Source organism: Rhizobium leguminosarum bv. trifolii WSM2297 (genome assembly GCF_000271845.1).
In genome coordinates, this window is sequence record NZ_JH719393.1 from 1,178,552 (window position 1) to 1,193,291 (window position 14,740).

10 protein-coding genes and 1 pseudogene are annotated in these 14,740 nt (G+C 60.9%); all 11 read right to left on the minus strand.

Annotated elements, in window-relative coordinates:
• Positions 1-42: 42 nt before the first annotated feature.
• The 11 genes and pseudogenes from RLEG4DRAFT_RS09295 to RLEG4DRAFT_RS09345 all read right to left on the minus strand — a co-directional run bounded on the left by RLEG4DRAFT_RS09295 (position 43) and on the right by RLEG4DRAFT_RS09345 (position 14,690).
• Positions 43-741 (minus strand): glutathione S-transferase N-terminal domain-containing protein, encoded by a 699-nt coding sequence (locus RLEG4DRAFT_RS09295; RefSeq protein WP_003577192.1) that lies wholly within the window; start codon positions 739-741, stop codon positions 43-45.
• Positions 742-882: 141 nt separating this feature from the next.
• Positions 883-1,800 (minus strand): NADP-dependent oxidoreductase, encoded by a 918-nt coding sequence (locus RLEG4DRAFT_RS09300; protein WP_003577194.1) that lies wholly within the window; start codon positions 1,798-1,800, stop codon positions 883-885.
• 70 nt (positions 1,801-1,870) lie between these two features.
• Positions 1,871-2,411 (minus strand): annotated as a pseudogene (locus RLEG4DRAFT_RS09305) (carboxymuconolactone decarboxylase family protein).
• 264 nt (positions 2,412-2,675) lie between these two features.
• Complete coding sequence (locus RLEG4DRAFT_RS09310; RefSeq protein ID WP_003577198.1) at positions 2,676-4,778, minus strand: beta-galactosidase; 2,103 nt, start codon at positions 4,776-4,778, stop codon at positions 2,676-2,678.
• A 107-nt stretch (positions 4,779-4,885) separates the two neighbouring features.
• A complete protein-coding gene (locus tag RLEG4DRAFT_RS09315; RefSeq protein WP_003577200.1) occupies positions 4,886-5,761 on the minus strand; it encodes a 2-hydroxy-3-oxopropionate reductase in 876 nt (291 codons plus the stop codon).
• A gap of 7 nt (positions 5,762-5,768) precedes the next feature.
• Positions 5,769-6,548, minus strand: a complete 780-nt coding sequence (gene otnI / locus RLEG4DRAFT_RS09320; protein WP_003577201.1) for a 2-oxo-tetronate isomerase — start codon at positions 6,546-6,548, stop codon at positions 5,769-5,771.
• Positions 6,549-6,558: 10 nt separating this feature from the next.
• On the minus strand, positions 6,559-8,268 hold the full coding sequence (locus RLEG4DRAFT_RS09325) for an ABC transporter ATP-binding protein (RefSeq protein WP_003577202.1): 1,710 nt from the start codon (positions 8,266-8,268) through the stop codon (positions 6,559-6,561).
• A gap of 10 nt (positions 8,269-8,278) precedes the next feature.
• Positions 8,279-9,466 carry an ABC transporter permease gene (locus tag RLEG4DRAFT_RS09330; protein ID WP_003577203.1) on the minus strand — a complete coding sequence of 396 codons (1,188 nt, stop codon included), beginning with the start codon at positions 9,464-9,466 and terminating at the stop codon, positions 8,279-8,281.
• Between the two features lie 10 nt (positions 9,467-9,476).
• Complete coding sequence (locus tag RLEG4DRAFT_RS09335; protein ID WP_003577204.1) at positions 9,477-10,463, minus strand: ABC transporter permease; 987 nt, start codon at positions 10,461-10,463, stop codon at positions 9,477-9,479.
• Positions 10,464-10,570: 107 nt separating this feature from the next.
• On the minus strand, positions 10,571-12,679 hold the full coding sequence (locus RLEG4DRAFT_RS09340) for a family 10 glycosylhydrolase (protein ID WP_003577206.1): 2,109 nt from the start codon (positions 12,677-12,679) through the stop codon (positions 10,571-10,573).
• Between the two features lie 85 nt (positions 12,680-12,764).
• Positions 12,765-14,690 (minus strand): ABC transporter substrate-binding protein, encoded by a 1,926-nt coding sequence (locus tag RLEG4DRAFT_RS09345; RefSeq protein ID WP_003577207.1) that lies wholly within the window; start codon positions 14,688-14,690, stop codon positions 12,765-12,767.
• Between the last annotated feature and the right edge of the window lie 50 nt (positions 14,691-14,740).

Below are 14,740 nucleotides of genomic sequence, written 5' to 3' on the forward strand. Positions count from 1 at the left end.
TGCGTCGCTCGCTATTTGCAGTGGCATCCACCTTGGCGGACGCTATTCACGCGGTGGGATATTGATCCCACGTTCGACAGCCGGCCGCGCAAGCCCGCGATTGAGCCAGGCCTGCACATGAAGAAAGCGGTCGAAACCGACGAGTTCGCGCGCTTCGTAAAAGCCAATCAGATTGCGCACCCAACCGAGGAGAGAAATGTCGGCGATCGTGTAGTCTGCGCCCATCACCCAGTCGCGTCCCGTGAGGCGGTCGTCGAGGACGCGAAGCAGCCGCGCGGCCTCACCCACATAGCGATCGCGCGGCCGCTTATCCTCATAGTCCTTCCCGGCGAATATGTTGAAAAAGCCGACCTGGCCGAACATTGGCCCGACCCCGCCCATCTGCCACATCACCCACTGGATCGTTTCATAGCGGGTGTTCGGATCGGCCGAGATGAACTGTCCCGTCTTGTCGGCAAGATAGAGGAGGATCGCACCCGATTCGAACAGCGCCAGCGGCCTGCCGCTCGGCCCGTCGGGATCGTAGATTGCGGGAATCTTGCCATTGGGGTTAAGGGCCAAAAAGGCTGGGTCATGGCTTTCGTCCGCCGTGATGTCGATCCGGTGCGGTTCGTAGGGGAGGCCCGTTTCCTCAAGCATGATGCTCACCTTTACCCCATTGGGCGTCGGCAGGGAAAACAGTTGCAGCCGATCGGGGTATTGCGCCGGCCAGCGCGTGAAAATCGGATGATCGAGTGTCACTTTCTTTCTCCTGAATGGCGGGCTGACCCGCGCCGGGGCTTGATCGGTTCTTTCGCTGGATGCGTGCCAAGACACTCGCCACGATCCAAAAGGGCAAAGACGATCTGCGCGGAGAACAGGATCGCTCGCCCTCCCAAGCTCTTAAGGACGAACGCGGATAACCGTCTTGCCCGACCGTCGATCGGTTGAGTTGAAGGTGGCAACGGCCTCGTCAAGGCTCGAGACTTTGCCGATGTTCGTCCGCAGTCGTCCGTCCCGCACCCGCTGGACAATCTCACCCAATTGAGCACGATCGAACTCGACGACGAAGTCGACAGCAAGGCCATCCGCGGGTCGAGCCTCCGCCGGACCGACGACGGTTACCAACGTTCCTCCGGCCCGGATCAGGGCCGCGGATTTCTTCTGGATGTCGCCACCGATAACATCGAACACCAGATCGACCGCGCCGACATCTTCCAGCGCGTCGGCTTCAAGGTCGACGAATTCGCTCGCGCCGAAGTCGAGCGCTTTCTGCCGGTCGGCGGCGCGTCCCGTGCCGATGACATAGGCGCCGGCCTCCCGCGCGAGCTGCGCCACCATTGAACCGACCGCGCCGGCCGCGCCGTGCGCAAGCACGCTCTGACCTGCCTGAAGGCGTCCGTGCTGGAACAGGCCCTGCCACGCGGTCAAGCCAGAGATCGGCAGGCTCGCGCCGACCGTGAAGTCGACGTCGCCCGGCAAGGGCGCGAGATTGCGCGCCTCCATGGCAACATATTCCGCGAGCGTGCCGTCGCGATACCAGTCGGCAAGGCCGAACACGCGTTGTCCCACCGACAGTCCCGTGGTGCCGTAGCCGAGAGCGGTGACCACGCCGGCGAGTTCGTGCCCGGGGATCGACGGAGTTCGGTCATGGTCTCGGCGATTGGTCCAGGTCGAGGGCCACGTCAGTTCGGTCGGAACGAACCCCGACGCATGAACCGCAACGATGACGTCGTTGATTGCTGGCTGCGGCTCGGGCCGCTCCACCAGCTTCATCCCGGCCGTTCCGGCCGCTTGGTCCGTCACAATAATTGCCTTCATCGTCCAACTCCCTGTGTGTGGTGTTTCGTCATCTTACCAAATTCCGATCTGCAACCCGACCGGACAGAGCTCAGATCGAGCCGGCCGGCGGAACGGCGGGAAAGTCCTTCTCGGGATCGAACACGTTGTTGAAGAAGTTCGTCAGCGTACATGGCCACCAGCGTGACGATCTCGATGATGTTCGCATCCGTGTAGTCGGCGTCGCGGACGGCTTTGAGATCGGCGTCACTGACCTGCCCTCGGGTCTCGATGACTTTGCGCGAGAACTGAACGGCGGCGTCCCGCTTCGGTTCGCTGGCATGGCCCTTCCGGGCGAGGATGATCTCATCGGCCGACATCTTGGCATGCCCGGCGCCAAAGGTGTGGACCGCAAGGCAGTAGTTGCAGCCATTCACTTCGGATACAGCAAGGCTGATGCTTTCACGGGTCTTCAGGTCGAGCGCCTCGCTCATGGAGGTGCGCAGGGTCGCCCACGCGTTGAATGCGATCGGGCTCGCTGCAAAGCTCGCCATCATGTTTGGGGTGAACCGGAGAGTCTTTGTGAAGGCATCGAGAGTCGGTTTCGAACCGGCCGGGACGTCGTCTGGCTTTAGAGCTGCAATTCTCGTCATGATAGTCTCTAGCGAGATGGTTGATCTGGCCTCCACCATGGACCGAGATGGTATGGATTTCGAGCCTGGATAGGCTCAATAAAATGCTCGAAAGGATCAAAGCAACACGGTTGAATCATCCTTCTGCCGCGGTGCCGCAGAGACAGCACATCAGAATAGGAGCGGCGCCTGTCTCCGCGATGAGATCATCCTTCGCGTGAGACGCCGTGGCATGCCCGGCTTTATCCGCGAAGGAAGTACCGCGGCCCAGCCCGGAGATGTTGGCTACGATAGCGGCAGGATCAACACGTCTCGCGCCGGCACTTCGAGCCGGTCTGTATCATACGCAAATTCGGGCGGCCAGGCGGCCTTCGCGCCCGAGAGCTTTCCTTCAGCGAGGCTGACCGATGTTGTCTGGTTTTTGCGTGTCGGGTTGACCAGCCATAGGAAGCTTGCGCTCTCCCCCCTGTGGATGCGAGCAAAGATCGCTTCGTTTGACAAGGTTACGTGCCGCGTCCTGGCGCTCCAGGCCACAAGCCCGGCAAAAAAAGCGGCATTGGACCTGCCGTCGGTGCGATAGAAGGCGACAGAGGGATTGGTTCCGATAAGCAAGGTGCGACCCTTGCCAAAGCGACTTTCGACGACTGCAAGGCGCCCATCGTCGAAATAGCCGCGCCCCGTGCCGCCTGTGAGGCGGTAAGATTGCAGCAGACCTCCGCCATCGACGGCTATGTCGCCGACCTTAAAACGGATACGGTGGCCGATGTCGGGCATGAATTCAACGTCTTCCTCGCGCACTCCGAAGACCTCATCGAGCCCCAGATTAGGCTGCACCTGGCCGACATGACCACGATCGCCGAAGTAGCCGGGGCAGGCTTCGGAAATGAGCGTGCCGCCTTTCTCCACCCACGTTTTCAGGCGTGCCGCCTGTTCGGCGGTGAACATGATCGGGTAAGGGAAATAGAGAAAGTCATAGGAGTCGATATCGTCGATGTGGACCCAATCCGGTTGCAGACCCTGTTCGAGGAAGGCGCGGTAAGCGCCCCACATGGCTTCGGGATAGGGCTTTTCCTTGCGGTCATAATTCAACAGGTAATCCCATTCCTGCGTTTCGCGGACGACGAGGATGCCCACCTCGCCACGCACCGGCTTGGCTTCCCAAAGCACTGCCTGCGCCGGATCGTTCGCCCATTTCGCCATTACACTCTGCATGTCCGAACGTGGCGTGCGGCTGCCGTCCATGCCATAGGCGCCGAAGGCGCCGAAGAGCGGCCCGTCGAGCAGCGGACGCCAGCGCAAGTTCAGCACGCCGCGCGCGCCGCCGGCAAAGGAAGTCATACTCCAGATGCGGATGTCCTCCGGCTCGGCGACGCGGCCGTCCTCCTTGTCCCGGCCGATCACCTGCGGCTGCAGCCAGAGCGGACCGCCCTGACGCTCCGCATGCCAGAAGGGTTTGCCGCGGGCGGCGGCTCGGTTGATGTCAACCCCGTACCAGGTCTTCCACGGCTCGGTACCCTTGCGGGCCTGGATCCAGGTGAAACCGTAGATTTCGACCTTGGAAGCGGCAAGCCAGTCGTCGCAGCCATTGGCGACCATGTTCGGGATCGAGCCCGAAATGCCGTGGGCGGCAATGACGTTCTTCTGGTCGACCGCGCGGATCGTATCGATGCGCCATTGCATCTGATTATAGAAATTGTCGCGTTTGAACTGCAGCCAGTCGATGCATTCAGGATAGGGCGCCATATGGACCGGCGGCTCGATATCCTCCCATTCGGCATAGCTGTAGCGGTGCCAAGCTTTGGCGAGAACTTTCAAGCTGCCGTATTTCTTCTCCAGCCATCTGCGGAAGGCGGCTTTGGCATAGCTGCTGTAATCGACATCGGCGGAATAGTTGCACTCATTCCAGACGTCGTAGCCGTAAATCGCCGGATGGTCCTTGTAACGGGTGGCAAGCGCGGTCAAAAACTTGCCGGCCGCCTCCTTCACTTCCGGGCAGTTCAGCGTCAGCGCACCGGCGCCGCCGCCATTGTTGGAAAAGCCGCCAGTTGCCGCCGATACACCCATGAAGGAGCCGAGCTTGGTGCCGTCGGCATTGACCTGCAGCGCATCGGCATATTTGCGGACGGCCCAATCCGGCACCGCATGAATGAGTTCGGCAATAATCGTCTTGATGCCGTTTTTTGCGGCAAGATCGAGCTGGCGGTCATATTCTTCCCAGTCGTAGACGCCGGGGGCGACTTCGATGGCGCTCCACATGAACCAGTGGCGGAAGATGTTCAGGCCGTCTTCGCCAGCGGTGGCATAGTCGCGTTCCCAGTCGTCGCGCGGCGGATTGGACTTGCGGAAATAGACGGCGCCATAAGGGAATTGGATATCGTTTCTGAGCATTGTCCTGTCCTTCTCTATCGATGTCCGGACATGGCTTCGCCATCCGGAAAAAGGCTCCGGTGGGAGGCAATCGAAGATGTCGTCCGGGTGTTCTAGGTGGTCCTGATCTAGCGCGGCCCTCCGGCGAGGAGCTCGAGCGTGCGGATGAGGGCGGAATGGTCGCGTTCGCCGTCGCCATTCGCAACAGCGGCATTCATGAGTTGCTGAGTGGCGGCCGTGTTCGGCAGCGAGAGATCGAGCGCGCGGGCGGCATCGACGGCCAGCGTCATGTCCTTGCGATGCAGTCGGATACGGAAGCCGGGATCGAAGGTTTCCTTGACCATACGCTCGCCGTGCACTTCGAGAATGCGCGAGGCGGCAAAGCCGCCCATCAGGGCTGCGCGCACCTTGGCCGGATCGGCGCCGGCGCGTTTGGCAAAGAGCAGCGCTTCGGAGACGGCTTCGATCGTCAGCCCGACGATGATCTGGTTGGCGACCTTGGCGGTCTGGCCATCGCCGACGGCGCCGACCAGCGTGATATTCTTGCCCATCTTTTCGAAGAGTGGCCTGGCTCGCTCGAAAGCCTCATCCTTGCCGCCGGCCATGATCGTCAGCGAAGCGGCCTTGGCGCCGACTTCGCCGCCGGAGACCGGAGCATCGACATAGTCGCAGCCGAGCGCTTCGATGCGCCTGGCAAAGTCCTTGGTGGCGACGGGCGAGATCGAGCTCATGTCGATGACGAGCTTGCCCGAGGAGAGGCCGGAGATCACTCCATTCTCACCGAAGAGCACGGCTTCGACGTCAGGCGTATCCGGCAGCATCAGAATGGTGATGTCGGAGGCCTCGGCAACAGCCTTGGCAGTGTGGACAGCCCTGCCGCCCTTGGTGACGAGGTGCTGCGAGGCGTCCTTCACACGGCTCAGATGCAGCGTGTGGCCGGCATCGATCAGGTGCTCCGCCATCGGGCGGCCCATGAGGCCCAGTCCGATAAAACCGATATTCATGTCTCGCTCACTTCCGATAGGGTTTCATCCAGCCGAGGCCTTCGCTCGTGCCAGCCTTCGGCTTGTATTCGCAGCCGACCCAGCCGTCGTAGCCGAGGCGGTCGAGTTCGGAGAGGATGAAGCCGTAGTTAATCTCGCCCGTACCGGGCTCATTGCGGCCGGGATTGTCGGCAATCTGCACATGGGCGATCCTGTCCTTGAGTCGGATGAAGGTCGGGATCAGGTCGCCCTGCACGATCTGCATGTGGTAGAAATCATACTGGATGTAGAGATTGTCGGATGCGACCTTTTCGAGGATGCGCTCGGCGTGATCGGTCTTCGACAAGAAGAAGCCCGGGATGTCGCGCAGGTTGATCGGCTCGATCAACAGCTTCACGCCGGCATCGGCGGTGCGCTGAACGGCATATTTCAGATTCTCGACCAGAACCTTTTCGAGCGTTTCGAGATCGGCACCTTTCGGCACGAGGCCGGAGATGACGTTGACCTGCGGGCAGGCGAGCGCCTTGGCGTAATCGAGGGCCAGCGAGATGCCGGCGCGGAACTCCTCGATACGATCCGGCAGGCAGGCAATGCCACGTTCGCCGCCCGCCCAGTCGCCGGAGGGAACATTGAAGAGCGCCTGTTTTAGGCCGTTTGCCTTGAGCGCATCGGCGACCTTCTCCTTCGGCTCGACATAGGGGCCGAGATATTCGAGCGCGCCGAAGCCGTCGTTTGCAGCGGCGACGAAACGATCGAGGAAGGCAAGATCCTGGTAGAGGAAGGAAAGGTTGGCGCAAAATTTCGGCACTGGAACGTCCTCAGGCATTGGCAGGAGCGACGAACCGGTGCCGGTGCAGCATGCGTTTGTCGCGTGGGTCGGGATTGGGAACGGCTGAAATGAGGCTCTTCGTATAGGCCTCCTGCGGCGCGGTGCAGATCTGCTCGGCCTCGCCGAGTTCGACGATCTTGCCGCGATGCATGACGGCAACGCGGTCGCAGAAGTAGCGTACCACCGAAATGTCGTGAGAAATGAAGATGAAGCTCAGGTTCAGCCGCTGGCGGATATCGAGCAGCAGGTCGAGGATCTGGCTGCGGATGGATACGTCGAGGGCCGAAGTCGCTTCATCGGCGATGATGACACGCGGATCGAGTGCAAGGGCGCGAGCAATGCCGATGCGCTGGCGCTGGCCGCCCGAGAAGGCGTGCGGATAGCGCTCCATGCCCATCGGATCGAGGCCGACGAGGCGCATCAGCTCGGCGACACGGTCCTCCAGCGCCTTGCCCTTGGCGAGGCCGTTGACGATCAGTGGATCGCCGATCACTTCCTTGACGGTCATGCGCGGGTTGAGCGAGGCGAAAGGATCCTGGAAGACGAGACGGACTTCGCGGTGGAAGTTGCGCAGCTCCTTCTTTCCGAGCTTGGTAACATCGGTCTCGCCGCCATCCTTCCCGCGGTAGAGAATCGTGCCGGTCGTCGGCTCGACGGTGCGCAGGATCAGGCGGCCGAGTGTCGTCTTGCCAGAACCGCTTTCTCCGACGATGCCGAGGTTTTCGCCGGGATAGAGGTCGAAATTGGCGTCATCGACGGCGCGTAGCGTGTTGGCATTGCCGTGCCAGCCGAAGGTCTTGCTGAGATTGCGCACAGACAGGATCGGTGGCGGTGCCTGCGAAGACAAGGCGATTGCCGGGAGTCTGCCTTCGACATGATGTGTCAGCTTCACGGTCGAGGCCAGCAGCTGGCGTGTGTAGGGATGGGTCGCGGCATGATAGATGGCATCGACCGGGCCGCGCTCGACGATATGGCCGAAGCGCATGACGGCGACATCCTCTGCCACTTCGGCGACCACGCCCATATCATGGGTGATGAGCAGCATCGCCATGCCGCGATCGACCTGCAGGCGCTTGATGAGGTCGAGGATTTCGGCCTGTGTCGTTACGTCGAGTGCGGTGGTCGGCTCGTCGGCGATCAGGATATCGGGATTGCCGGCAAGAGCCATGGCGATCATGGCGCGCTGGCGCATGCCGCCCGAGAATTCGAAGGTGTAGCAGTCGGCCATCTTGTCCGGGTTTGGGATTTCGACCTGGCGGAGCAGCTCGACCATGCGGGTACGCGCTGCCTTCTTGTCGAGAGCGCTGTGCATGCGGATCGCCTCGACGATCTGCGAGCCGATCGTGTGGACCGGCGAGAGCGAACTCATCGGCTCCTGGAAGATGAGGCCGATGCGCCGGCCGCGGATCTGCCTCATGGCGCGGCTGCCGGGTTCGAGGGTGGCGATGTCGGTGATCTCGCTGCCGTTGCGCAGGAGGATGCGGCCACCGACGATGGTGCCGGGCTTGTCGACGATCTGCAGCAGTGAGCGGGCGGTCACACTCTTGCCCGAGCCGCTTTCGCCGACGAGGCAGAGCGTCTGCCCACGCTTCAGCTGGAAACTGACGTCCTCGACGGCATGCAGGATATGCGTGCGCAGCCGGAAGTCGATGGAGAGATTTTCAACCGATAGGACGACATCTTCTGGAAGATCGGTCATGGCTTCCTCCTCAATTGTCATAGGGATCGGCTGCGTCGCGCAGGCCGTCGCCGAAGAAGTTGAAGGACAGGACGGCAACAACTACCGCCAGAGACGGCCAGATCAGCAGCCAGGGCGCGGTTGCTACCGTGCGGATATTCTGGGCGTCCTGCAGCAGCACGCCCCAGCTGACAACAGGCGGCTTGAGGCCGATGCCGAGGAAGGAGAGCGAGGTTTCCGCGACGATCATCGTCGGTACGGCGAGCGTGACGACAGCCAGGATATGGCTCGTCAGCGAGGGCAGGATATGGCGGAAGATCAGCCGCGCCTCGCTTGAGCCGTCAAGCTTTGCGGCAGTAACGAAATCCTCGCCGCGCAGCGCCAGAAAGCGGCCGCGCACTTCGCGGGCAAGGCTGGTCCAGCCAAGCAGCGAGACGATGATGGTGATGACGAAATAGACGTTGACGGGCGACCATGTGAGCGGGATTGCCGCAGCAAGGCCGAGCCACAGCGGGATGGTCGGCATGGCGCTGACGACTTCGATGACGCGCTGGATCAGCGTATCCACCCAGCCGCCGTAGAAGCCGGAGATAGAGCCAAGCACGACGCCGAGGACGAGCGACATGGCGACGCCGACGAGGCCGATCGACATCGAAATGCGGGTGCCGTAGATCAGCCGCGTGAGAACGTCGCGGCCGAGGCGATCGGCGCCGAGCAGGTACATGGGATCATTAGGGTTGATCGGGCCGATGAAATGCCGGTTCATCGGGACCAGGCCCCAGAGCTTGTAGGCCGGACCTTTGACGAAGAAGCCGATCGGCACGACCTTGTTGTCGTCAACGACAAAGGTGCGCCTCAACGCAACCTTTTCGATCTCCACCTTGTAGCCCTTCACATGGAAATTGAATTCCGAGCTGCCATCCGGTTTGTTGACAAAGAAGCTGAGGCCTTGCGGCGGCGCGTAGGTATATTGCGGCTTGGAGGTCGCGGGCAGGGAAGGCGCCAGGAATTCGGCAAAGAGACCGATGAGATAGAGCAGGAGGATGATCACGCCGGCGACCATCGCCACCTTCTGGCGGATCAGCTTGCCGGCGACCAGCCGCCAGGGACCGATGGCTGCGGTCGATACGGTTTTGCCCTGTTTCAGCGGGCTGATCGAGGGACCTTCGGAAACGATGTGGAGGGGACCGTTATGGGGCGCGAATGTTTCGTGCGTCATCGGCGCCTCCTCAATTGAACCGGATGCGCGGATCGAGCAGCGCAAGCAGCAGGTCCGACAGAAGCATGCCGACGAGGGTGAGTGCCGAGAGCAGCAGGATAAAGCTGCCGGCGAGATACATGTCCTGCGAGACCAGCGCGCGGAAAAGCAGGGGACCTGCGGTCGGCAAATTCAGGACGATGGCGGTAATTGTCACGCCGGAGACGAGATGGGGTAGTACCCAGCCGATCGCCGAGACGAAGGGGTTCAGCGCTATGCGCACTGGATATTTGAGGATCACCTTGTACTCCGGCAGGCCCTTGGCGCGAGCGGTGATGACATAGGGCTTGTGCAGCTCGTCCGTCAGGTTGGCGCGCAGGATGCGGATCATGGCGGCGGTGCCCGACGCGCCGATGATGATAATGGGGATCCAGAGATGGGCGAGGAAATCGCCTGCCTTGGCGAGGCTCCAGGGTGCTTCGGCAAATTCGGGGGAGTTGAGGCCGCCTACGCTCTGGCCGAGGTAGCGGTAGGCGACATACATCAATGTCAGCGCCAGGATGAAGTTCGGTACCGCAAGGCCGATGAAGCCGAAAAAGGTGAAGACGTGGTCGCTGATCGAGTGGCGGCGCACGGCCGAATAGATGCCGATCGGCAGGGCGACGATCCAGACGAAGAGCAGGCTCAGAAACGAGATGACCAGCGTCGAGCCCATGCGCGCCCAGATGAGGCCGGAGACGGGCTGGTTCCACTCGAAGGACCAGCCGAAATCACCGCGACTGACAATGCCCCAGATCCATTTGAGGTACTGGATATAGAAGGGGTCGTCGAAGCCGTAGATCTCTTTCAACCGCTCGATCTGCGCGGGATCGACGGCCTGGCCGCTGTCGCTCATCGTCGCGATCATTGAGGTCAGGTAATCACCCGGCGGCAGCTGGATGATCAGGAACGAGATCAGCGACATGCCCAACAAGGTCGGGATCATGTAGAGCACGCGCTTGAAGATATAGCCATGCATCGGAATGTTTCTCCTCCCGTTGAGAGCGCCCGGTCAGGCACTTCCTTCGGATCTCCATCCGCTTTCGGCCCCTTCAGGCCGAAAACGCTCCTCCTTGTCTCGACACCTCATTTCCAGGTGAGGTGCAGCACCTCCAGCCGCTCGATATCAGGCACTTCCACCTGCGCGCGGCCATCCTTGACGCTGAAGTTTGCGGCGCGGTCGGTAACGGTCAGCCATGCCTTGGCTAGCGACTTGCCCTGAGGAATTTCCACTGAAACCGTCTGGGCCGCCAGAGGGTAATTCTCGCGTATAGGCCCCTTCATCATCATCGGGTTGGTGAGGTTGAACAGACTGACCGCGATACCTTCGGCACTGTCGCGCAGTGCCATATCGATGACGCCGGGACCTTCGACCGTGACGCGCGGGGTCTTGCCGAGCGCCCAGCTGACGGCATTGCTGATGAGCTTGCCATGGTCGACCGCGAAGACTTCCCAGAAGATCTCCCCGATATTCCAGGGGATATAGACCGTACGACCGCCCTTGCCGGTTTCGCGGGCGATGACGGCAGCACCTTCCGGCGCTTTGCGAGGATAGACCTCTTCCATCGGCAGGTCCGGGAAATCGGGCACATAGAGGAAGGGCATCGTCGCATTACCGGTCGGGTCGGCATGAATGAGGCGCGTGCCGCCCATGATGCGCTCGGCACCCTCATAGCCCTGATTAACAGGATGATCGCCAGACAGTGCCACATAGGTGTTCTTGACGATTCCGCGCGGGCCGGAAACGAGCTTCGCACCCAGTACATCCGAAAGGCCGAATTCGTTGCGCTTCTTGCCGAATTCATCGCGGAGTGAGGTTTCGTAGGAAGCGACGACGCTGCCGCCACGTTCGACATAGGCGCGGATCGCCTCGTTCTGCGCATCGGAAAGGCAGGAAGCGTTGGCGAGGATGATTACTTTGAAACGGTCGAGATTTTCATTGGTCAGAACCTGATCCGAGAGAAGCTCGAAGGGTAGGCGGGCTTCGACGAGCGCGTGATAGAAGCCGAGATCGTGCTTCTCGGCATTGTGCCGCTCTTCCGGCGCCCAGTGGCGAAGGGTGGTCGAAGGATCAACGACGGCGATTTCGGCGGTCGGCTGCATGCTTTCGAGGACCGGCTCGACGGCTGCCTGAAGTGCAAAGGCGTCGGCGACCGGTTCTACCCAGCGCTTGTCCGGCACAACGCCGTTGAACTTGGTGAACCAGGCATAGAGGCCATGGGCCGTGCCGTCATTGATCCAGAGCTGCATTTCCTCGCCCGAGGTGACCGCATCCTTCCAGCGGTATTCCTCCTCCGGGCCGATCGAGGTGATGAGCACGACGGGGCGATCGGGGAAGGTGGCGCGGATGCGCTTGCCGTTGCGGCCGGCGGACCAGCCGAGTTCGAGGCCTTTACGGCCCTGATGGTCGACAACGAGGAAGGGGCAATGTTTGGCGATGACCGAGAGGTCGAATTCCATCAGCGAGGCGCCGCCCATGTTCGGGATGAAGCTCGCATGCGGGCGGATCGCTTTGACCGCATCGTCCCACTGGGCAATCATGTCGGTGAGTACGCGGCGGCGCCACTGCACCCAGGCCTGCCAGGCCGGGTCTTCGGCATCCGGTTTTTTCGGCAGGTCGTGGCCGAACATATCCTTGAAGCGGCGCGCGCTGTCTTCGCTGTAATCGACGCCATGGCCCTGCCAGCGATTTGCGAAGACGGCGTCGATATCGTATTTGCGAACGATCTCCTTGACGACCTCAGGCATGAAGACGGTGTTGTAATCGCCATAGGCATTGGTCACCCAGACATCCGGATAGGCCCAGTGGCGGCGCGGTGTGCCGTCGGCATTAATCATCACCCATTCGGGATGTGCCGTGGCGGCATCGTCGTGAATTGCGTGTGGGTCGACTCGGGCCATGACATGCATGTCGAGCTTTCGGGCGGCATCGACGAGCGCGCCGAAGATGTCCTTATCGCCCAGGTATTTGCTCACATAGTGATAGGGCACCTCGCTCGGATAATAGGCGATGTAGCCGCCGGCGCTGAGGCATACCGCGTTGGATTTCGTGCGTTTGAAAACGTCCACCCAGAAGGCCGGATCATATTTTTCCGGATCGTCCTCCACGAAGGTGAGCTGGGTCCACCGTGTTGCGGTCTTGAACCAGTTCGGGGTGCGCAAGGTGTCGCTATTCTGTCTTCTGGCGTCGAGCATCGTCTTCATCCAACCGCTGGGCAATGAGGGACCTTGGCGCCGGCCGGCAGAGCCGGCGCCTCGCATTCATGGCTGTCATAGGCCATCAGACCTTGTAGAACTGCTCCGGCATGGTGGGAGCAGGCGTCGGCCAACCGAATGAGTTCGGCATCGTCTTCGTGATGTTCTTCATGTTGTTCTTGACGATGCCGTAGCCATCCGGGGGCAGGGAGACGCCAAAAACATAGAAGTTGTCAGCCGCACCCTGCAGGATCTGCTTCATGACCTCCTGCTGGGCGGACGGATCGGAGGTCGATTTCAGCTTGTCGTAGAGCTCAAGCTGCTTCTTGGTCTCTTCCGGCGGCTCTTCCGCATTGGCGTTGTTGCGGTCGAGATACCAGAGCTGCCAGGCCGGCGCATACATAGCGTTCGAATCCGTCGGCACGTAATAGCGCGGATCGAGCATGGCGGCGACGCCGCCATTGGCGCCAAACTGGTGGGCCGTAGCGTCGAAATCGCGCCCCTGCCGGACGCGGGTTTCCCAGAGCGATCGATCCATGGTGCGCATCTGTGCATCGATGCCGACGGCCTGGAACATCGGGATGACGAGCTGGAAGAGATCGAGGAAGACGGCGCGTGCCTGGTCGATTTCGAAGATCACCGTCAGCCGGCGGCCCTTTTCGTCTAGCCGGAAGTTCTGGTCGTCACGCTTCGGAATGAGCTGATCGAGCATGGCATTCGCCTTGTCGACATCATAGCTCGTGAACTGCGTGGCGAGCTGCTCGTTGTAGAGCGGATCGCCCGGTTTGATCGATGGCTGGGCGGGAGCGCCCTGGCCGACGAGTACGGCATCGATCAGCGACTGGCGATCGAGCGCCAGTGACAGTGCTGCACGGAAGTCCTTGTTGCGGAAGAGCTTTCGCTTGGTCTCGTCATTGTGATTCAGGTTGAAGATGAAGTTCATCACATTGGCTTCGGTGGAAGTCAGTGTGTAGAAATCATATTTGCCCTGCTCACGCGCATCGTAGAGAACCGACTTGTTGTTCGGTGTTGCGATATACTGGTCCATCAGGTCGATCTCTCCCTGCATGGCCTTCAAGAGCAGCACTTGAGGATCTGCGACCATCTGGTAGACGATGCGGTCCATATAAGGGAGCTGGTTCCCCTCCGTATCAACCTTCCAGTAGAAGGGATTGCGCTCGGCAATGGCGCGTTCGGTATTCTCGCCTGGGGCGACGGTGAACATCCAGGCATGCAGGCAGGGCTTTTTCGAGGAGTTCAGGAAGAAAGCGTTGTCGTCCTGAAAGCCGGAGGCAGACTGGAAGGCGGCGATCCAGCTCTCGAAGCCGCGCTGCTTGGCAAGCTCGTCAGCTTTCGGATTATAGTCGATATGGAACTGCTCGAGATAATGCTTGGGACAGCGGGTCGTGTGATCGCTATTGGCCCAGGCGACCTGAAGTGGGAACATACCGTTAGGCTTGGGGAAGATAACTTTAAACGTCTGCTCGTCGATGATTTCGAGCTTTGCCGGCTTGCCTGATGTCTTCCAATGACCCTGGCCGTTCACGGCGACCCGCTTGTCCGTAAGAATAGTATCGTACCAGAATTTCACATCGGCTGTGGTGTAAGCTTGTCCGTCCGACCACTTCATGCCCTTGCGCAGACGGATGGTATATTCGGTGGAATCCGCATTGCCGTCGAAGGCTTCGGCAACGTTGAGCGTCACGCCCGACCAATCGGGCGTGTAGCGCAGGAGTGGCTCGTAGGCCTGATAACGGAACAACATGGAGAGCGAACCGCCGCCGACAAGGGCCATGTTCCAGTCGCCGCCGTGCTTGCCGATACTATCCACCGGCTTGATGACCAGGGGATTTTCGGGCAGTCGATCTTTCAGCGGCGGCAATGCGCCGCCCGAAACCTTGTCCTTCAGGGTGGCGGCTTCTTTGTAATCCGCCGCTAGGGCAGGCAGTGCGGGCAGGATCAGAACGGCCGAAGTCCCGGCCAGAAACGCACGACGTTTCAGCTTGATCATAGGGGGTCTCCTCCAGAAATCGTCCGCTCTCCTGTGATTTTTGCCTATCA